This is a genomic window from Aeromonas sp. 97A (assembly GCF_051919185.1).
Lineage (GTDB): Bacteria > Pseudomonadota > Gammaproteobacteria > Enterobacterales > Aeromonadaceae > Aeromonas > Aeromonas veronii.
In genome coordinates, this window is sequence record NZ_JBQBFF010000001.1 from 556,011 (window position 1) to 574,509 (window position 18,499).

The 18,499-nt window shown below is 61.1% G+C and carries 19 protein-coding genes; 4 read left to right on the forward strand and 15 right to left on the reverse strand.

Annotated elements, in window-relative coordinates; genetic code table 11:
• Positions 1-135 precede the first annotated feature (135 nt).
• The gene (locus ACTG27_RS02590) at positions 136-1,182 is read right to left on the reverse strand and encodes an FAD:protein FMN transferase (protein WP_439979038.1); all 1,047 of its coding nucleotides are present in this window, start codon (positions 1,180-1,182) and stop codon (positions 136-138) included.
• Between the two features lie 335 nt (positions 1,183-1,517).
• Between ACTG27_RS02590 and azu the strand changes: the two genes are divergently transcribed.
• The gene (gene azu / locus ACTG27_RS02595; protein ID WP_076494211.1) at positions 1,518-1,958 is read left to right on the forward strand and encodes an azurin; all 441 of its coding nucleotides are present in this window, start codon (positions 1,518-1,520) and stop codon (positions 1,956-1,958) included.
• 108 nt (positions 1,959-2,066) lie between these two features.
• Here the strand turns inward: azu and ACTG27_RS02600 are convergent, their stop codons facing one another.
• The 14 genes from ACTG27_RS02600 to ACTG27_RS02665 form a co-directional block, all read right to left on the reverse strand.
• A complete protein-coding gene (locus tag ACTG27_RS02600) occupies positions 2,067-2,624 on the reverse strand; it encodes a HutD family protein (protein ID WP_439979039.1) in 558 nt (185 codons plus the stop codon).
• 85 nt (positions 2,625-2,709) lie between these two features.
• Positions 2,710-3,369 (reverse strand): YceH family protein, encoded by a 660-nt coding sequence (locus ACTG27_RS02605; protein ID WP_064336484.1) that lies wholly within the window; start codon positions 3,367-3,369, stop codon positions 2,710-2,712.
• Between the two features lie 139 nt (positions 3,370-3,508).
• Positions 3,509-5,647, reverse strand: a complete 2,139-nt coding sequence (locus ACTG27_RS02610; RefSeq protein WP_335818825.1) for a diguanylate cyclase domain-containing protein — start codon at positions 5,645-5,647, stop codon at positions 3,509-3,511.
• Positions 5,644-6,837 (reverse strand): sugar ABC transporter substrate-binding protein, encoded by a 1,194-nt coding sequence (locus ACTG27_RS02615; protein WP_439979040.1) that lies wholly within the window; start codon positions 6,835-6,837, stop codon positions 5,644-5,646. Before ACTG27_RS02615 ends, ACTG27_RS02610 begins: the two co-directional genes overlap by 4 nt.
• A 162-nt stretch (positions 6,838-6,999) precedes the next feature.
• The gene (locus ACTG27_RS02620) at positions 7,000-7,215 is read right to left on the reverse strand and encodes a YdcH family protein (protein WP_005337763.1); all 216 of its coding nucleotides are present in this window, start codon (positions 7,213-7,215) and stop codon (positions 7,000-7,002) included.
• Positions 7,216-7,491: 276 nt separating this feature from the next.
• Positions 7,492-8,103: a hypothetical protein gene (locus tag ACTG27_RS02625; protein WP_005337761.1), complete on the reverse strand. Its 612-nt coding sequence runs from the start codon at positions 8,101-8,103 to the stop codon at positions 7,492-7,494.
• Positions 8,100-9,461, reverse strand: a complete 1,362-nt coding sequence (locus ACTG27_RS02630; RefSeq protein ID WP_005361670.1) for an MATE family efflux transporter — start codon at positions 9,459-9,461, stop codon at positions 8,100-8,102. Before ACTG27_RS02630 ends, ACTG27_RS02625 begins: the two co-directional genes overlap by 4 nt.
• Before the next feature lie 121 nt (positions 9,462-9,582).
• On the reverse strand, positions 9,583-11,406 hold the full coding sequence (locus tag ACTG27_RS02635) for a SulP family inorganic anion transporter (RefSeq protein WP_201937193.1): 1,824 nt from the start codon (positions 11,404-11,406) through the stop codon (positions 9,583-9,585).
• 71 nt (positions 11,407-11,477) lie between these two features.
• Positions 11,478-12,068, reverse strand: a complete 591-nt coding sequence (locus ACTG27_RS02640; protein ID WP_439979042.1) for a nucleotidyltransferase family protein — start codon at positions 12,066-12,068, stop codon at positions 11,478-11,480.
• The gene (locus ACTG27_RS02645; protein WP_005337747.1) at positions 12,055-12,315 is read right to left on the reverse strand and encodes a GNAT family N-acetyltransferase; all 261 of its coding nucleotides are present in this window, start codon (positions 12,313-12,315) and stop codon (positions 12,055-12,057) included. The genes ACTG27_RS02640 and ACTG27_RS02645 overlap by 14 nt, the downstream gene beginning before the upstream one ends.
• Positions 12,316-12,518: 203 nt before the next feature.
• Complete coding sequence (locus ACTG27_RS02650) at positions 12,519-13,703, reverse strand: iron-containing alcohol dehydrogenase (protein ID WP_439979043.1); 1,185 nt, start codon at positions 13,701-13,703, stop codon at positions 12,519-12,521.
• 18 nt (positions 13,704-13,721) lie between these two features.
• Positions 13,722-14,240: a hypothetical protein gene (locus tag ACTG27_RS02655; RefSeq protein WP_040094758.1), complete on the reverse strand. Its 519-nt coding sequence runs from the start codon at positions 14,238-14,240 to the stop codon at positions 13,722-13,724.
• Positions 14,221-14,841, reverse strand: coding sequence for a TetR/AcrR family transcriptional regulator (locus ACTG27_RS02660; RefSeq protein ID WP_005337741.1), 621 nt, complete (start codon positions 14,839-14,841; stop codon positions 14,221-14,223). The genes ACTG27_RS02655 and ACTG27_RS02660 overlap by 20 nt, the downstream gene beginning before the upstream one ends.
• Positions 14,842-14,852: 11 nt before the next feature.
• The gene (locus ACTG27_RS02665) at positions 14,853-16,298 is read right to left on the reverse strand and encodes a coniferyl aldehyde dehydrogenase (protein WP_439979044.1); all 1,446 of its coding nucleotides are present in this window, start codon (positions 16,296-16,298) and stop codon (positions 14,853-14,855) included.
• Positions 16,299-16,510: 212 nt separating this feature from the next.
• Here ACTG27_RS02665 and ACTG27_RS02670 point away from each other — a divergent pair, with 212 nt between their 5' ends.
• The 3 genes from ACTG27_RS02670 (at position 16,511) to ACTG27_RS02680 (ending at position 18,443) form a co-directional block, all read left to right on the forward strand.
• Positions 16,511-16,804, forward strand: a complete 294-nt coding sequence (locus ACTG27_RS02670) for a hypothetical protein (protein WP_019446630.1) — start codon at positions 16,511-16,513, stop codon at positions 16,802-16,804.
• A gap of 204 nt (positions 16,805-17,008) precedes the next feature.
• Positions 17,009-17,992 (forward strand): nucleoside hydrolase, encoded by a 984-nt coding sequence (locus ACTG27_RS02675; RefSeq protein ID WP_439979045.1) that lies wholly within the window; start codon positions 17,009-17,011, stop codon positions 17,990-17,992.
• Between the two features lie 121 nt (positions 17,993-18,113).
• A complete protein-coding gene (locus ACTG27_RS02680) occupies positions 18,114-18,443 on the forward strand; it encodes a DUF3634 family protein (protein WP_033114291.1) in 330 nt (109 codons plus the stop codon).
• Positions 18,444-18,499 lie beyond the last annotated feature (56 nt).

Below are 18,499 nucleotides of genomic sequence, written 5' to 3' on the forward strand. Positions count from 1 at the left end.
CTGATGGGAGAAAGTGTGCCACCAAAGCGCCCGAAGAGGCAATTGGCCAAGTTGTCGATTGCGAACCATCTCCGTTTGTCCGCCTTTTGCCCGCGCTGAGTGAAAGAAAAAGGCCCTGTTGCCAGGGCCTTGAACTTACCGTTTTTTCTCTGCCAGATAGGGAGCAAATTGCGGTGTGTACTCGGCCTTGAACCCCTGTTCGGTCTTGATGATGAGATAGACCGCCAGCTGGTGCTGCTTGGCAAATGTCATCCCCGCTTCAGGTCCCATCACCATCAGCGCGGTATCGAGGGCATCGGCCTCCAGCGCGGTCGGGGTGATGACGCTGGCGGAAACCAGCTTGTGGGTGACCGGCTGGCCGGTGGCGGGGTCGATGATATGGGAGTAACGCTGGCCATCCAGCTCGTAGTAGTTGCGATAGCTGCCCGCTGTGCTGAGCGCCATGCCGTTGGGGATGACGATATCGGAAAACGCTCCCGGCTGATCGGAGGGTTCGACGATGGCTACTTTCCATGGCGAGCCCTTGCTGTTGTTGCCCTTGCTGCGCACCGCACCGGCCACTTCGATCAGGTAGTTGTGTACCCCCTTGCCCTCGAGCAGGGCGGCGATTTCATCCGATGCCGCCCCCTCGCCAAGAGTGGAGAGGTCGAGATAGAGATCCGGGATCGTTTTTTCGAGCAGGAAGTGATCCCCCTGCGGGGTCAGGGTCAGCTTGTCGATGCCCACCTTGTGGCGGGCGGCGGCAATGGCCGCCTCATCGGGCCGCTTGACCGGCCGTTTGTCCGGGCCAAAGCCCCACAGATTGACCAGAGGCCCCACGGTCACATCCAGCTTGCCGTCGGTCAGCTTACCGGCATCCATCCCCTGCTGGACTATGATGGCCATGGCGGGCGGGATGGCAAACGGGGTGTTGGCGGGCCCCTGATTGAAACGGGAGATGAGCGAGCCCGGATCGTAGGTGGAGATCTCCTTGTTCATCCGGGCCAGCAGGCTCTCTACATCGCTTTTGAGGGCGGGCTCCCCACCGGGGTAGCTATCGCTCAGGGTCACCACATAGTAGGTGCCCATGGTCTTGCCCTGAATACGGGTCTGGGCAGGCGGGGTGGGCTGGCAGCCGGCCAGAGCCAGCAGCAGGGTCAGCAGCAGGCCGCGCAGGGCCGCCACGGGGGTTATCGCAATCATCCGGCGCTCTCATCTGGAGAAGGTTCATATCGGGGCGCTAGCTTAGCCAAGGGGCGCCCGCCGGGCGAGCCCTGATAGGGCCAATCGGAGGGAAAAGGACAGAAAAAATTAAACAGTTTTGAACCTGTGACAGCCGAGCGCCGTATCGTCCATCCGTGAGGGAGAGAGTGGCGAGTAGAGCACCGTCTGGTGACCTGGCCCGCAGCTTTGGCCAAAAGCCATAGCCGATTGAAGACAATTGAGTAAAATGAAGGTCGATTTAGACGGCATCTTTGCGAAGCGTTAACCGCATCCGCCAAGTCGTTGCCATCCATTGCCAATCAAAGGAGAAGATGATGAAAAAGGCGATTACCCTGCTGTTTCTGAGTACCCTGGCTGCCCCTGTGCTGGCGGATGAGTGTGCACTGGTCATCGAAGGCAATGATGCCATGCAGTACAACCTCAAAGAGATGAGCGTGCCGGCCACCTGCAAGGAGGTGACGGTCACCCTGAACCACACCGGCAAGCTGCCTGTGACCGCCATGGGTCACAACTGGGTGCTGGCCAGCACCGCCGACTATCAGACCGTGGCGACTGCCGGGATGAGCGCCGGGGCCGAGAACGGCTATCTGCCCAAGGACGATGCCCGTGTACTGGCTCACACCAAGCTGATCGGCGGCGGCGAGAGCAGCAGCGTGACCTTCAAGACCGACGGTCTGGCGGGCAAGGATCTCACCTTCTTCTGCTCCTTCCCCGGCCACTTCGCCATGATGAAGGGCTCCTTCAAGGTCAACTAAGGTGCTGACCGGCACGAGCCGGTTGCCTCAATAGAAAAGCCGGGATTACCCGGCTTTTTCATCTCTGCTGTTTGTGTGTGGCATGACTGCACACCGCCGACTTTCGCGCTATTTGGCCTGCAGGGTAAAGAAGGCGATGGCGGTCTTCTTCTGGCATTCGAAGTGAATGCTCTCTTCCCCGGTCACCACCAGCGTCTCGTTGATAGCCACCTCTTTGCCCTGCACGGCCAGCTGGCCGCTCAGCAGGTGACAGAGGTAGGTCTTCTCTAGCTCGAGGGTAAGGGTCAGCGGGAAGGGGAGGTTCAGTACCCGCACGTTGGCGCTGATGCGATCCGGATGGTAGATAAGCCCCAGATCGGTCACCTCTTTTTTCAGCAACTCGCAGTGGGTCTCCTCATCGCCGCTAAAGTGCGCTGCCTCGAAGGTGGCGTAGGGGTGACCGTTGAGCACAAAGCCTGCCCCGCTCACCGGCAGCAAAATGCGCTGATAGCCGGGAAAGGGGGAGAAGGGACCCGCGCTCTTGATGGGGGCCGAGCTCAGTCGATAGTCAAAATCGAGTTTGGCAAGGCTGCTCCCCTTGGGGGAGATGAGGATCTGGCTGGTGGTGCCCTGCTGGTTTTTCCAGGGCATCTTCTGGTGGTCAGACTCTTTAATCAGGGTGATCACGGGCACTTCCTCACGATAAAAAAACGCAGGGAGCCGGGGACATCTGCCCCGGCTCCCTGATAGAGATTGGCGATGGTAAAGGCGATCAGCCCTGACCATCCAGTGCTGCCAGCCGCGCTTCCATGGCGGCGAGACGGCTCTTGAGCTCGTTCACCTCCTGCTCCAGCTCGCTCAGGCGGTCGGCGGCAGGGGAGGCATAGGCCGCGGCGGGGGCGGCATCCATCATCGCCTGAATATCCACTTCACCGCTAAACAGGTGGGCGTAGCGGGATTCGCGCTTGCCTGGCTCGCGCGGTAGTTTGACCACGTAGGGGCCACGCTCGATAAGCTGTGTCAGCACCGCATCCACCTCGGTGACATCATCGAAGCTGCAGAGTCGGTTGGTACGGGAGCGCAGCTCCCCCGGGGTTTGCGGGCCGCGCAGCAGCAGTTCGCAGACGATGCCGAGCTCCTGGGCACTGAATTTCAGTTCGCCAAATTCGGTGTTGCAGAATCTGTGCTGATAGCGGGGAACCCGGGCGTTGAAGCCGGCGGTGTTGACCACCAGCCGCTTGCGGATCAGCTCGTCCACCACGGCGCGGATATCGAGCTCGGAGAGCTCCAGCACCGGCTCGCGGTTGCTCTTCTGGTTGCAAGCGTTGACCAGTGCATTAAGGGAGAGGGGATATTGATCCGGGGTGCAGATCTCTTTTTCAATCAGACAGCCGATGACGCGGGCTTCCAGCGGGCCAAGTACTAACTCCATTTCCTACTCCCTTCCAAATCGAGACATCAAGAGCCCCTATCTTAGTCATGGTCCGCGCCGCGTCTAGCGTTGCGCGCCATTTTTGCGAGCTGATCAGGGCGTTGGCGAAAGGCTCGCCAACGCCGCAGACCTCCGCTTTTTATCGCTGCCCCTGATAGAAGCGCGCCTTATTGGCATACATGGCGTCGTCCGCCACCCGGCTCAGCTCCGCCAGCGGGGTCTGGTCGCTGCTGCTCCAGCCGATGGCAAAACGCAGCGGGAAGCTGTGCTCCCCATGTTGCACGATGGCGTGCTGCTGGCTTGCCTCAAGTCTACCTGCCAGCAGCTGGCTGGCGAGGTGGTCCGCCTCCGCCAGCAGGACGAACTCGTCGCCGCCGATACGGAAAATCTTCTCATCCTGACGGCAGAGGGTGCGCAGTTGGCGAGCCATCTGGATCAGCAGGGCGTCGCCCGCCTCGTGCCCATACTGGTCGTTGGTGCGCTTGAGGCCGTTGAGGTCGAGCATGAAGAGGGCGAGGTGACGCTCCGGATGGCGCGCCAGCACTGCTTGATAGTGGTGGAAGGCCTCTTCGAACGCCTGCCGGTTGGGCAGCCCGGTGAGGTTGTCGGTGCGGGCTACCCGCGCCAGCTCGTCGGTGAAGAGACGCCCCTCGATGCCCACCGCCAACTGCTTGGCAAACAGCCGCAAGATGGCCCTGTCTTCGGACTCCAGCCCTTCGGCGCTCACCATCAGATAGCCAAACAGCACGCCGCTCTGGCTACCGGGCAGGGTCATGATCTTCCAGAGTGCGTTGTCCCACTGGCATTCGGAGTGTTTGACCTCCTCATCCATCAGTTGAGCCAGTTTCTCCTGCAAGGCATCCCGCAAGGGGGCATCGACCCCCTGGGTCAGGGAGTAGTGGGGCTGGCCATCGCGGCGGATCACCAGCCCCCAGCGGTGGCCGGGATAGAGCTGCGAGAGTTGCAGCAGGGCAGAGCTGGCCAGCTCGGCAATATCGATATCCAGCTGCTGGTGCAGACCGAACTGCAGCCAGGATTGCAGGATATGGCGGCTACGCTCCTCCCGACTCAGGGCCGAGCGCAGGGCGGTCGTTTGCGAGGCGACCTCTTGCTCCAGTTCGTCGTTGAAGCCGAGCAGCCGCTGGTTGAAGGCCTCTTTCTCGCTATTGGCCTGCTGCAGCTGTTCATTTTGCTGATAGAGCGCCCGCACCTGATCCGAGATGGTGCTGGCCATCTCCTGCAGCAACTGGCGCACCTCGTCGTATTCCACAAAGCGCAGCGGTGCCTGCCGTTGCTGGTAATTGCCCTTGCCATAGCTGCGCACCAGCGCGGCCAGCGAGCGCAGCGGTCGGGTGAGCCAGCGGGTGAGCCAGACGCAGCCGATGGCCACCAGCAGCAACATGACGGCGATGCTGACGGTCAGCAGCTGTTGGGATTTATTGAGCTCGCTGACCCTGTCATTGCTGTAGCTGTAGAGGGTGATGGTGGGGGTGATCTCCTGCTCCAGCTGGGGCCAGCCAATGGCCAGGGGCTGCGCCAACTTGCTTGGCTCCCTGTCATCCATGGCGTTGGCGCTCTGGTGAGCCCCTTCGTAGAGACGGTTCTCGCCCTGGGAGATCACCAGATATTCGCTCCCCTTGAGATAGGGTTCCAGCAACTGGGCCATCTGCCGCCAGGGGAGAATGGCCATCACGAAGCCGGAAGGGGTCTGCATCACCCCAGCGCGCTGGTGGTTGCGATAGATGGGGGCTACCAGCGCCAGCCCGCCGCTGCGGTTTTGCTCCATGTCGTCGACCAGCACGGGATCATCGACGGGCAGCAGCAGATGCTTGCCCTGTTTTGCCTCGCGGGTCTTGCCCCAGGCCATCAGCTGCGGCATCAGGTTGCTCGATTCGAGGTGGGAGGCCTGGCCATTGATGTACTCCACCACCAACCCCTTGTCATCGATGAGGTAGGCCGAGGTGAGCAGGCTGTTGGATTTGATGAAGGTGGCCAGCGCCAGCCGGGCATGGCTGGAGAAGAGAAAGTTGTCGAGGGCCTGATGGAGCACCCGATCCTGGCTGAGCTGATTGATCTGGGTGCCGATCAGCTCGCTGCGAAAGCGGGCCTCGCGGGTCATGCTGGTGAGGGCCCGCTCCAGCTGTGACTGCTCGCTCTGGGCGATGATCTGGTGCTGGCGGATCAGCAGCACAGTGCTGGCCAGCAGTGCTGGCAGCAAGGCGACGGTGAACAGGATGATGATGAGGGTCGGGCCGAGCCGAAAGGTGCGATGTTTCATGGTGTTTTGACCTGCCGGTACTGCTGATCGGCCAGCTGCTGCATATAGCGGGCGGTGTCGGCGGCACTGATCCCCTCTTTAAAGCGCTCGAACCCTTTCTCCATCGCTTGCCAGGCGATGGACATGGCGCTGTCGGAGGGCATGGGGGTACTGAGGGTGAACTGCTCCAGCAGCACTTTTTCCTGAGGCGTGGGACGGCGGCTGATGGCTGTAAAAGCCTGCTGATTGACCGGCAGCAACGCCCCCTGATGATAGATGAACTGCTGAATATCCTGACGCTGGATAAAGGCCATCAGTGCCTTGATGACGGGTTGCCGATCCTCATCATCCATCGCCCAGCGGGAGGCTCCCATCACGTAGGCGCCGCTCATGGAGTGCATGGGATGGCTTTGCCAGCGGGGCAGCAGGGCGACGCCCAGCTTATCCCCCATGTTCTTCACCAGGTCATTGAACGCCCAGTCCCCATTGATGAGGTAGGCGCTCTTGCCCTCATTGAAGCGGGTGAGGGCGGTGTCATAGTCGCACTCGGGATCGACCCACTGTTCGCTGGCGACGGTGCGGTAGGCCTCCAGCGCCTGCACCATGGCTGGGCTGTCGAGGGTGATGCGCCCTTCGGTCACCGGCGAGCCGCCAAAGGTGTGTAAAAAGGCGGCGAAGTAGTACATGTCGTGATAGGGCCAGCTGACGGGGTAGACCCCCTTGGCCTTGAGGGCCGGGGTGATAGCTGTCAGTTGCTGCCATTGGGTCACCGGAGTCGAGACCAGCGCCTTGTTGTAAAACAGCATCAGATGGTTGCCCTGCATCATGGGCATGCCCCAGCGTTGCCGATCCAGGGTGACATAACGCAAGGCGCTGGCCATCAGCGCGGGGGAAAACCACTCGGCCGGGAGGGGAGCGAGGGTCATCTGGCGATAGAGGCCGATAAAATCGGAGGGGATTAGCATCAGATCGGGCAGCCCCCTGGCCTGAGCTGCCAGCAGGAGATCCGCCTTGATCTTGCCCGGCTCAATCTGGGTGACCCGCACTCTGTGGTTTCCCTCCTGATTGAAGCGGGCGATCACGTCGTCGATCACGTAACCGGCTTGCTGGGAGTGCCACAGCTCCAGTTCAGGCTCCTGAGCCTGCAGGGGGTGGCTCAATGCGAACAGGCAAAGCAGCAAGAGATGATAAAAAGATCGTTTTCTGCTCATGTTATCATCACCGTTATTCCCTGAATTCCAAGGGAAAAATGTAACAAACTACCAGCAAGATCGGTAGGCTCGGGTGTCAACTAATTGACTGAAACAACAAAAAGCCCGGCGCGTGGGCCGGGCTGGGGGATAAATTGCTTATCCGCATATTCTTCGAGGCATCTATTGTGGATGTTGTTTGAGGATGTCGTATATCTCCTCTTTCAGTTTGAGTTTCTGTTTTTTCAGATCTCTCACCTCGGCGCTATAGTCGCTGGCGTGATGCTTTTCCAACTTTCTAATCTCCGCATCCAGGTCGTTGTGCAAGTCAAACTTCTTCTGGAAATGGACATCACTGCTCTTCAGTTTCGAGATGAGTTCTCTGTACTCTGGGAACATGTAATGGAGCCTCCTTGGTTTCGTTTGATTGTGCCTGTAAGACCAAAGCTACCCCTTAGTGCCGGGGATAAATGTGATCCTGATCGGATTTGGGGGCAATGATTTGGAGTATTCGGCGGGATATTTATAACTTGTTGAATCAAAACAAGATAAGTGATTTATCAATCTGAATGGTGAGCCAAACTGTGCGACAAGTCACAACAGGGGCAGTGTTGGCGTGAGGGCGCAGGATCAAAAAAGGGGCCGAGTGGCCCCTTTTTATGGATGCAGGCAACGTTACTCTTTTTCTTCGTCCGCCTGCTCTTTTTTCTTTTTCTTCTCGGGCAGCGGCTTGCCGTCGCGGTGGATCACCTTGCCCGCTTCAAAGCCAATCTGGGCGGCCAGCTCCTCCAGATCCGCCGACTTGGCCTGATCCCCGATGGCGTAGCGATAGTTGGCGATGGAGAGTTTGTCAGCCACCGGCGTGCCCGGGACGATAGGCTCGCGCCAGCCCTGGCCGATGTGGGCCACCAGGGTGCCGTTCATCAACAGCTCGCCGACGATCTCCTGGGTCGGATTGCCCTTGCCGTAGGTGAGACCCTGCGGGTGCTTCTTGCCGACCAGCGGCTCGTTGCTGGCGGGGATCAGCTTGGTGCGGATCAGCCACTTGGGCTTTTTGGTGTTGCCCACCGCCTTGCCGGTCTGGTACTCGTTGATCTTGATGGTCTTGATCATCTGGGCCATGAAGTCCTTGGTCAGCGCCTTCTGGGCGTCGCTGGTTTCATCGATGGCGATGGGGGCCACATACCAGGTCTGGGTGGCTTGAGCCTTGGGAGCGGCAGGGGCAGTTTGCGCCATGGCCAGGGGGCTGAGCAGGATGGCAGCCAGCAAGAGTCCTATCTTCTTCATTGTGATTCCGCTTTTGTTTCAACAAGAATTTTGTTTTGCCAGCGACGACTGCGCCAGCGCCAGAACATGGCCAGACCGCGCACCCACTCGTCGCAGGCCAGCGCCAGCCAGATACCGACCAGTCCATAACCCTGCATGATACCGAGGAAATAGGAGAGTGGCACGGCAATTCCCCACATGGAGAGCAACGCCATGTAGAGGGGGAAACGGGCATCCCCGGTGGCCCGCAGGGCGTTGATCACCACCAGATTGAAGGTGCGGCCGGGCTCGAGGATAAGGCTGATAAGAAACAGTTGCGCCACCTGGGTGATGATGTCGGCATCATCGGTAAAGAGGCTGATGATGGTACGGCCATTGAGGGCAGCTGCCACGGCGATGACGCAGGTGACTGCCAGCCCCAGTTTGAGACTCTTGAGCAGCTGTTGATAGGCGCGATCGAACTGCCTGGCTCCTGCCAGATGACCGATGATGATCTCGTTGCCAAGGCCGATGGAGAGGCCAAACAGCAAAATAAACAGGCAGATCTGGAAGAAGTAGGACTGGGTTGCCAGCGCCTTGTCCCCCAGCAGTCCGACAAAGGCTGTCACCACCATAAACTGCAGCATCCAGGAGAGGTTCTCCCCTGCCGCCGGCAGGCCGATATGGAGCACCTTGCCCAGCATCTCCCGACTGGGGTGGACGATATCGCGCACCACCAGTCGAATACCGGTCTTGCGTGCTACCAGCCACACTAGCAGCACCACGCCGACCAGTCGGCCCGCGACCGTGCTGATGGCGACACCGGCGACACCAAGCTGGGGCAGGCCGAACCAGCCGTAGAGCAGCAGCAGGTTGCCGACGAAGGTGATGAGGTTAACGATCAGGGTCACATACATCGCCTGACGGGTGTGGCCGTGAGCGCGCAGGGTGGCTGCCAGACAGAGGGCTGCCGCTTCCGGCAACAGGCAGAGACCGATGATCTGCAAGTAAAGCGTCCCGTCGCTCATCAGATTGGCAGGCAGGTTCATCAGCGCCAGCATGGTGCTGGCGCCAGCCATCACGCCGATGGCTGCCACCAGACCGATCAGCAGGTTGAAGCCGATAGCGGTGTGGATCACCACCCGACTCTTCTCCCGATCGCCTGCCCCCAGATACTGGGTGATCACCACGCTGGTGCCGATACTGACGAAGCTGAACAATGTGATGGCGAGGTCGAACACCTGATTGCCGACCGCCAGCGCCGCCACTCCCTGATAGGAGACGTGACCCACCATGAAGGTATTGAGGGCGCCGGTCAGAAAGTGCAGGGCGAGATCGATAAAGAGAGGCCAGGTCAGCGCAAAGAGGGTGCCCGGGCCTGCGTGGGATTGAGATTGCATGGCATGTCCAACAGCTGGGAGGACACGGGGGAGTGCCCTCTGGGGGCGCATTTAACACCAAGGCCAAGGCCGGTGCAATCCTTGTGCAGGATTGCATCGGCCAGGGGCGCAGGCCAAGGGATCAGGCAGGCGTGGCGCCCGCCTCCTGTTCGCTTGGCAGGGTGAGGCGCGCCGAGTCGGGCAGGGCATCATCCTGCGGCCAGTTGGAGCGGATGGCATCAGTGGTGCTCTCCACCACCGCATCATCCTTGAACACCGGCTCGCGGTAGCAGCGGGTCAGGCGCAGCGCCTGATACATATCGGGGCAGAGGATGATCCCTTCATCGCCCACCCGCACGCCCGCCTGCTTTAGCCAGTGGGTCATCTGGCCGTGGCGACCCGCCATCACCATATGGATGCCGCGCCGTTTCAGCTCTTTGTGCAGCTCTCCCACCATGCTCATCACGCTGATGTCCTGATGGGTGAAGCAGGCGACCGCATCGATCACCAGACACTTGGGGGCTCGGGGATCCTGCACCAGCAGGGCCAGCACCCGCCGCTTGAAATAGGGGGCATTGAAGTAGGTGAGCGGCGAGTTGAAGCGATAGACCAGAATACCCGGGATCGCCTTGGCCTGTTCGTTGTCCCCCAGGGTACGTACTACCCCCTCGTCATCCATGCCGAGCAGCTGGTCGGTGGGGCGCATCACATTGCGCAGGAACTGGAACAGCCCCAGCAACACGGCGAGGGTGATCCCCGGGATCACTCCCATGGTGAGCACGCTGATAAAGGTGACCAGCGCCAGCCAGAAGGCGGATCGATCGGAGTGGCGCAGGGCCCAGAGACCGCGAAAATCGGTGAGCGACAGGGAGGCCATCACCAGCACCACCCCGAGGGCGGCGGTGGGAATGTATTTGAGCGGCGCCGTCAGATAGAAGGTGATGAGGGCGATCACCGCAGCGGCGATGATAGAGACCAGCTGGCTCTTGCCGCCGTTGGCGTCGTTGACCGCGGTGCGTGAATCCGCGCCGCTGATGGCAAAGCCCTGGGAGACCGCGGAGGCGAGGTTAGCCATACCGAGGGCCCGAAACTCCTTGTCTGCGTCGATTTCGTAACCGTTTTTGGCTGCAAAGCTGCGAGCGGTCAGCATCATGGAGACGAAGCTCACCATGGCCAGGTTAAGCGCAGGCAGCACCAGCTCCCGCATCAGACCGGGGGGAAATTCCGGCATCTGGAACGCGGGCAGGCCGGAGCCCACGGCCCCCAGGGTGGCGATATCAAACTGGCCGAGATTAAATCCCCACACCAGCGCAGCGGTCACCACCATGGCCACCATGGAGGAGGGCCATGCCGGTTTGTAGCGCTTGGCCAGCAGCAGGGTGAGCAGGGCTACCAGACTCATGGCCAGGGTCGGCAGATGGGTCTGGGTGATATAGGTGGCCCCGCTGGCGATCCGCTCGATGAGGTAACGTTCGCTGAAAGTGAAGCCGAAGATCTTGGAGAGCTGGCCCACCATGATGGTGATGGCCACACCATTGAGTAGCCCCATCAGGATCGGGCGGGAGAGAAAGTCCGCCAGTACTCCCAGCTTGAAGCGGCTGGCAATCAGGCACCAGAAGCCGGTCATGGCGGTCATGGTCATCACCAGTTGCCAGTGACGGGTGGGGTCGCCTGCGGCCAGCGGCGTCACCACGGCGGCGATGACCGCACAGGTGGCGGCATCGGGGCCGACAATCAGCTGGCGGGAGGTGCCAAACAGGGCGTAGACCAGCATGGGCAGGATGCAGGAGTAGAGACCGACGATGGCACCCACTCCGGCGAGTTCTGCATAGGCAATGGCGACGGGCAGCGCCACTGCCGCCACCGAGAGTCCGGCGCGAAGATCTGGCATCAACCAGGCGCGCTGGTATTGCAGCAGGGCGGCGAGGCCCGGTAGCCAGCGTTCGAGAGAGAAGAAGTCGCGCATTATTTAACCCATTGAGTTACAACCAGCTTTTCCCCTAGTGTGCCCAAGGTTATCGAAAGATTGCAATCAGGTTATGGCCAGTTTACCTGAAGGTCAGGCCAGATAGCCTGCCAGCGTTTCTCCTTGATGCGCTGGGTAAAAATCTGTTTGTCCTGACGACATCTGGGGTTGGCACTCACTTGCAGCGACCAGTTGATGGTAAAGCCGTAGGGGGCGAGCCACTCGAACTCGCCATCTCGGGTGAGGCGTACGCCGATGCAGGTGGGCACCTCGACCCAGTGGCTGAGCGCCTCAAGGCTGCTGGCAAACGGCGCTACCAGCTGGCGAGTGTGCATGCGAGCCTGATTGCGCACTTCCCACTGCTGGCCGGGCAGGAGTTTGGCGAGCCAAGCTTCGTGCTCCGCTTCGGCCAGCCCTTGCGGGTCGCTTTTATCGAGATAGATAAGGTCGATATCGTTGAGCGGGGTGGGCACCGCCTTGTGGTGAAGGTGATCCCAGATGAGGTTGCGGATAAAACCGGCCCCCAGCGCCCAGTCGGGCAGATTGAGCTCGGCCGCGGCTTGCAGGCAGGCCATCCGCTGCGGATCGGCCCGCAGCAGGGCTTCTGTTTTGGCTTGGAATTGCTGTTCGAGGGCGGAGTTCAGAGGTTCAGTTGTTGGCATTGCGGCGTAACCAGACATCAATGTAGCGGCAGCTCGGCACTATAGTGAGCCCCTCCGCCTGAGTCCAGTTGAAGAAGGCGCGCGCCAGCTGATCGGCAATCCCCTGCACCCGCAGCTCGGGGGGTACGAAGGTGCTGTAGGCGTCGATGGTCTTGGCATCGAGCCGCCGGTAGCGCAGTCTCGACTCTTTCCCCTCCACCATACAGATGAACTGTTGCTGGTTGGCCTGATGGATGATGTCGCTCATGGTGGGCACCTCTGGCATAAAGTTGAGTCTCTCGGCACAACATAACTGTTAGCCAAGGTATAGAACAGATAATGAGAGCCCGTGGTCAATATCATCCCCCTTTGACAGGGGGCACATCGATATCGCGATGCAGATCAAGGTGCCCGATGGTGAGTCGGGCACCGCGTTAGTGTCAGCACAAGATTATTGGCAAAGGGGAGGGATCAGACCCAGGCTCGCTCCAGCAGGGTGAGTAACTGCTCACGGTCGGCGTCCTTGCGATTGAACAGCATGGCACCGTCGTTGACCGCCAGATCGCGGATCTCGGTCAGTAGCGAGCGATCGCTTACTCCCGCCTCGCTCATGGTGCGCGGCAGCTTGACCGCTTGCCACAAGGTGTCGCGCAGGGTGCGAATGGCTGTGATGGTCGCCTCTGCCCGCTGATGGGCCGGGGTGGCAGCAAAGCGCTCTGCCCCCACCAGCGGCAACAGCAGCCGGGCCAACTCGCTATCCACCTCGGGGCGGTTGTAGTCGAGCACGGTCGGCAAAAAGAGGTTCATGCACAGCCCGTGTGGCAGATGGCAGCGGGCTCCGAGACTGTGGCCGAGGGCGTGCACCAGCCCCACCATGGAGTTGGAAAAAGCCATGCCAGCCAGCGTGGAGCCTTCCGCCAGTTGCAGCCGCAGCTGTTTGTTTTGCGGGTCGTGGATGATTTGCGGCAGGGCGCTGGCGATCTTCTCCACTGCCATCAGGGCCAGTGCATCGCTCACCGGGTTCTTGGCGGTACCGATAAAGGCCTCGATGGCGTGGGTCATGGCGTCCATGGCAGTGGCGGCGGTGATATTGAGAGGCAGCCCCTGGGTCAGGCGCGGGTCTAACACCGCCAGCTGGGGCAGCAGGAAGGGGGAGGTGAAGGGCACCTTGCGCCCGCTCGCCTCATCCTTGATCACTGCAACCAATGTCACTTCTGATCCTGTGCCCGCCGTGGTGGGCACCACCGCCAGCGGCTTGAGGGGACGGGTCAGGCAACCGGCGCCCGAGTAGTCGAGCAGATGATCCCCCCCCATGGAAGTGAGAATGTTGACTGCCTTGGCGGTGTCGATGACCGAGCCGCCCCCCAGCGCCACCAGGCTGTCGCAGTCGAGCTCGCGATAGCGTTTGGCGATCCGCTCCACCACGGCAGTGGAAGAGTCGGCCGGGATCTCGTCCCAGATGGCGGCGACCGGCAGCTCCCCTTCGGCCAGCACATTGGCCAGCAGGGTGGCAAGGCCGGTAGCATTGACCCCCTTGTCGGTCAGCAGTAGCGGGCGACGGGCACCCAGGCTGGCCAGCTCGCTGGCCAGCTGCTCCAGCGCCTGTTCACCGGCCAGCAGTTTGACCGGGCAGAAGAAATCGTAATAGCGGCTCATTTCAAGGCTCCTTGCGCGTTAGCCGGTCACCAGACCCAGATAGATGTTGCAGGCCCGGCCGATCTTGTTGGTCGGGGCGGGATAGTGGCGCAGCAGAGGCCGCGCGATAAAGGCGGGCAGGATCAGGGACTGCAACTGCTCAAGCCCCCGCACCAGATGCATGGCAACGGTCAGATCCCCCTCCACCAGCAGCCGGTTTTCGCCAAATGCCTGATTGACCCCGAGCCGAAAACTCAGGGCGCGAAAGGCGATATTGGGGTGTTTGAAGCGCACCCGTAGCGGATGGATGGTGGCATGAGGGGCGGCTGGCGCACCGGGATACCAGCGCCCACCCTGCTTGTGCATGTTCATGGCGTAGCCGATGCCGCCCACTTCGAGGCGGATTGCCAACCCGTCCGGCAACGGCGCCAATTCGCGGCGTACCGCCTCATCGGTGCGGGCGGCGCGACAGAGGGTGCGACCCACCACCCAGAGCAGAGTGGTGATCCAGAGGCGGCGACCAAGGGCGGCCGCAGGTTCAAACATCCGTGTTTGCATGGGGATTGGCTCCTGAGATGGCTGACCAGAAGAGGGCGAACGCACTGGCTTGCCAGTAGTCGTCCTCTCCCAGCTCCGGTTGATCGACAAACAGTGATGCGCAGGCGAGGAACTGGCCCTGACACACCTCCAGCAACAGTGGCGCGGGAGCCTGCATCAGCTCGCCGCTGGCCTGCCCCTTTGCCAGCAGAGCAGGCAGAAAGCGCAGGGCATCGTTCAGGATCTGGCTGCGGGCCGGTCTGGCCAGCAGCGGAGAGTGAAAGAAGCCCAGCACAAATTTGAGCTCATTGGGGTTAGCCTGCATCCACTCCATCGCCAGCTGCCAGTAGTGGCGGGTCTGGTCGTACAGCGGCAGGGTGGGATCTGCTTCATGGATGGCGCTCCCCATCCGGGTCTTTACATCCTGATAGAGGGCGAGGATCAGCGCCTCCTTGCTCGGAAAGTGGTGGAACAGAGTGCCGTTGGCCACCCCGGCAGCCTTGGCGATACGGGCGGTGGCGGCCCCCTGCAGGCCATCTTCGGCGCAGAGGGCGAGGGCGGCATCCAGGATCTGGCGGCGCTTGTCGGTCATGGTTTGTGGCTGCGGGATAGCCTGGTTCATGGTCATCTCCATCAGCGCAGGAAGAAGGCCATCATCAGCTTCTGGATCCAGCTGTGGTAGGGCGGATGGATCAGGGAGCCGGTGGTGAACTTGCCGCGGGTCAGCACGGTTTTCGCCTTGGAGAAGGTAAGAAACCCCTCGTGGCCGTGGTAGTGGCCCATGCCGGAGGCGCCGATGCCGCCAAACGGCACATCATCGGCAGCCACCTGAAACAGGCTCTCGTTGATCGCCATGCCGCCGGAGTGGGTCTCCCGGGTCACCCGTGCCTGCAACTCGGGATCGAAGCTCATCAGATAGAGGGCCAGCGGGCGGGGCCGTTCAGCCACATAGGCGAGCGCCTCCTCCAGGGTGTCGTAGGGAATGAGCGGCAGCAGCGGGCCAAAGATCTCCTGCTGCATCACCTGACACTGACTCGGCACCCCGGTCAGCAGGTGGGGCACCAGCAGGCGACGCTGGTCGTCGCGGGCCGGGTTGCCACAGGGGTGGAGCTGGGCACCCGCCTGCTCGGCTTCATCCAGCCAGCTGACGAGACGTTGATACTGGCGGTCGTTGATGATGGCGCCGTAGTCGGCGCTATTGAGCCCCTGCGGGTAGAGCTTGCTGAAGTGGCGGCGATAGGCGGCGATAAAGTTATCCACCTCGCTGCGGGGCAGCAGCACATAGTCGGGGGCGACGCAGATCTGCCCGGCGTTGAGGCTCTTGCCGAAGATCATCCGCTCGATGGCGGTCTCAACCGGCATGTCGGGGGCGATGAGGCAAGGGCTCTTGCCACCCAGCTCAAGGGTGAGTGGGGTGAGCTGGGGGGCGGCGGCGGCCATCACCAGCTTGCCGACCATGGTGGAGCCGGTGAACAGCAGGTGATCGAAGGGGAGCGAGCTGAACGCGGCCGCCATCTGGGCATCCCCCTCGATGACGGCGATCTCGTCCTCGTTGAAGGTGGTGGTGAGCAGGGCTCGCAGCACGGCGTTGGTATGGGGAGTGAACTCTGAGAGTTTCAGCATCGCCCGGTTCCCTGCCGCGATGGCGGTGATGAGCGGGCCGAGGCTCAGCATCACCGGAAAGTTCCACGGCACTATGATGCCGACCACTCCGAGCGGCTGGAAGTGTACCTCCACTTTGGCGGGGGCGAGCAGCAGACCAGCATGGCGACGATGGGGCTGCATCCAGCGCTTGAGCCGCTTCTGGGTGTAGTTGATCTGCATGATGCAGGGGAGGATGTCGGCGATCTGGCTGTCGTAGTGGCTGCGCTGGCCATAATCCTGCGCCAGCGCCGTGCAGAGCTGCTCCTTGTGGGCCAGCAGCGCCCGCTTGAGCTTGGTCAGCTGGGTTCGCCGCTCGGCCAGCGTCGGCATGGGGTGTTCCCGGCTTGCCCGTTTGAGCCGCTCCAGCTGCTCGGGCAGGGCCAGCTTGATGGCGAGGATATCCTCCGGACTGTGCTGATGCGGTGCGACTCCCATGCTCTTCTCCGTCTGAAAAACAACCGACTGATTGGTCGGTCTAAATCTAGTCGTTTGTTGCGCAAGTGTAAAGCTGGCATCATCTGCCCCTGTCACCGGCAGCTGGACGCAAGAGAGAACTGTGTTCCTCCCCACACTTTTGTGGTTTGCTCGTTGGTGGCTTATCTAATAAGAGGTAGTTTTTGGCTATTCACATGCACGGAGGGAGCATTATGACCAGGGAATTGAACAGCTTGTTGACCCGGCTTGAAGATGTGGTTGAGCGGATGCCGGATTGCTTCAACACTTACGAATTTGCCCAGAAGCTGGCGCTGCAGTATCAGCCGGAGTTCTTTGCCGCCGGCCACTCGCTGGCCGAGCACGAAGGCAAGGTGTTGCGGGTGCTGCATCAGAAGATTGCCGAGGCGCTGGCCAGCTGCGATGCGGTGATTGAAGGGGCTCTGCTCCCCTGTGTGACCCCTTGGGGAGAGAAGTCCACCTCGCCGCGTTGGCACCGTAAACGCTGAGCGGCAATGCCGGGAACCTAGTTTCTGGACAATGAGATAATGAATCGTCATGGCGCGGCTCCAAGTGGCCGCGCCATTTTTTGTAGCGGGGATTGTGGATGTGATGCCGGAAAGGGTGGTCAAAGGTTCAGGGTGTGATCCCCTGCCGGGATAAAGGGTGGCGAGCCCGGTAGACTCCCCCTTTTGTCGTTGCAGGGAGGTCATATGACTGACAAGATCCAGACTCACAAGATTATTCTCGACACCGATCCGGGTATCGACGATGCCATGGCCATCCTCTTTGCCGAGGCACACCCCGGCATCGAGCTGCTCGCCATCACCACCGTTTTTGGCAACGCCACCATCGCCAATGGCACCCGCAACGCCCTCTGGCTCAAGCAGAAGTACGGCATGAAAGCGGATGTGGCCAAAGGCGCTGCCGCCCCGCTGCTGCGTGAGCCGGTCGGCCCCACCACCATAGTTCACGGCCCGAGAGGCTTTGGTGATCTGGAGGCGGGAGAGGTGAGTATTGCGCCCGATCCCCGTCCCGCATGGCAGTACATTGTCGAGGCGGTCAAAGCGGCGCCGGGGGAGATCACTCTCGTCACCATCGGGCCCCTGACCAATCTGGCGCTGGCACTGCAGCAGGCGCCCGAGATTGTTTCACTGGTGAAACAGGTGGTGGTGATGGGAGGCGCTTTTGGTATCAATGGTCATCGCGGCAACGTCACCCCCTATGCCGAGGCCAATATCCACGATGATCCCGATGCTGCCGACCGGGTCTTTACTGCCGACTGGCCGGTGGTGATCATCGGGTTGGATGTGACTCAGCAGAGCTTTTTCAGCGGCGACTATCTCGATGCGCTGCGTGACGAAGCTGGCGAGCCGGGCCAGTTCCTGTGGGATGTGAGCCGCTTCTACCTGCGTTTTTACTCGGAGAAGTTGGGGCTCTCCGGCTGCCATGTCCACGACCCGTCCGCCATCGCCTATGTCATTGACCCGACTCTCTTTACCCTGCGTGAGGGGCCGGTGCGGGTGATCAACAGTGGCCCGGCCATCGGTCATACCCTGCAAAAGTTCGATGGCAAGCGCCACTCCCACGATGGCTGGGCCGAGTTTCGCCCGCAGCAGGTCGGGGTGGCGGTGCGTGATGAGGCGCTGCTCACTCTCTATCGCGAGACGCTGGTAGCCTGGGGCAAGCGCCGTTAAACGTCAGCGACGGTCTGGCGGTGATCCTTGGTGGCGCGCGTTGCGGCTGTGATCCCCGCCAAACAATCGCGGCGTTCAGGCGCTTATACTGTCTGATATCAAGACGTTAGGAGGGATTGGGATGGCCTGGATTTCCTTGATAGTGGCGATAGCCCTGATCTGGTGGTTGATGAAGCTGGGGCGTGGTGCCCTGTTCGAGATCCGCCTTGCACCCGGCAAGGTGGTGGTCAAGCAGGGCAAGGTATCGCCCGCCTTTATTGAGCATGCCAAGCAGATCCTGCGCCACGAAACAGTGCGCGGGCGCATTGTGGGACATCGCGATGGCGACGGGGTCAAGCTGGTCTTCTCCCGCTCCATTCCCGAGCCGGTGGCCCAGCGTTTTCGCAATATCTTCCCCTATGGCGACTATCGTCACGTCGCCGCCCCGGGCGCCAAGCCGCGCAAAGGGTAAAAGCAGTCCGAGTGCATCAGATAGCAAACGGGCCTCCAGTGGAGGCACGTTTTTTA

What these genes read in the sequence shown, in the direction of transcription:
- ACTG27_RS02590 (WP_439979038.1), bottom strand. Translation starts at nt 1,182, where the DNA reads ATGATTGCGATAACCCCCGTGGCGGCCCTGCGCGGCCTGCTGCTGACC.
- azu (WP_076494211.1), top strand. Translation starts at nt 1,518, where the DNA reads ATGAAAAAGGCGATTACCCTGCTGTTTCTGAGTACCCTGGCTGCCCCT.
- ACTG27_RS02605 (WP_064336484.1), bottom strand. Translation starts at nt 3,369, where the DNA reads ATGGAGTTAGTACTTGGCCCGCTGGAAGCCCGCGTCATCGGCTGTCTG.
- ACTG27_RS02610 (WP_335818825.1), bottom strand. Translation starts at nt 5,647, where the DNA reads ATGAAACATCGCACCTTTCGGCTCGGCCCGACCCTCATCATCATCCTG.
- ACTG27_RS02615 (WP_439979040.1), bottom strand. Translation starts at nt 6,837, where the DNA reads ATGAGCAGAAAACGATCTTTTTATCATCTCTTGCTGCTTTGCCTGTTC.
- ACTG27_RS02620 (WP_005337763.1), bottom strand. Translation starts at nt 7,215, where the DNA reads ATGTTCCCAGAGTACAGAGAACTCATCTCGAAACTGAAGAGCAGTGAT.
- ACTG27_RS02625 (WP_005337761.1), bottom strand. Translation starts at nt 8,103, where the DNA reads ATGAAGAAGATAGGACTCTTGCTGGCTGCCATCCTGCTCAGCCCCCTG.
- ACTG27_RS02630 (WP_005361670.1), bottom strand. Translation starts at nt 9,461, where the DNA reads ATGCAATCTCAATCCCACGCAGGCCCGGGCACCCTCTTTGCGCTGACC.
- ACTG27_RS02635 (WP_201937193.1), bottom strand. Translation starts at nt 11,406, where the DNA reads ATGCGCGACTTCTTCTCTCTCGAACGCTGGCTACCGGGCCTCGCCGCC.
- ACTG27_RS02640 (WP_439979042.1), bottom strand. Translation starts at nt 12,068, where the DNA reads ATGCCAACAACTGAACCTCTGAACTCCGCCCTCGAACAGCAATTCCAA.
- ACTG27_RS02645 (WP_005337747.1), bottom strand. Translation starts at nt 12,315, where the DNA reads ATGAGCGACATCATCCATCAGGCCAACCAGCAACAGTTCATCTGTATG.
- ACTG27_RS02650 (WP_439979043.1), bottom strand. Translation starts at nt 13,703, where the DNA reads ATGAGCCGCTATTACGATTTCTTCTGCCCGGTCAAACTGCTGGCCGGT.
- ACTG27_RS02655 (WP_040094758.1), bottom strand. Translation starts at nt 14,240, where the DNA reads ATGCAAACACGGATGTTTGAACCTGCGGCCGCCCTTGGTCGCCGCCTC.
- ACTG27_RS02660 (WP_005337741.1), bottom strand. Translation starts at nt 14,841, where the DNA reads ATGAACCAGGCTATCCCGCAGCCACAAACCATGACCGACAAGCGCCGC.
- ACTG27_RS02665 (WP_439979044.1), bottom strand. Translation starts at nt 16,298, where the DNA reads ATGGGAGTCGCACCGCATCAGCACAGTCCGGAGGATATCCTCGCCATC.
- ACTG27_RS02670 (WP_019446630.1), top strand. Translation starts at nt 16,511, where the DNA reads ATGACCAGGGAATTGAACAGCTTGTTGACCCGGCTTGAAGATGTGGTT.
- ACTG27_RS02675 (WP_439979045.1), top strand. Translation starts at nt 17,009, where the DNA reads ATGACTGACAAGATCCAGACTCACAAGATTATTCTCGACACCGATCCG.
- ACTG27_RS02680 (WP_033114291.1), top strand. Translation starts at nt 18,114, where the DNA reads ATGGCCTGGATTTCCTTGATAGTGGCGATAGCCCTGATCTGGTGGTTG.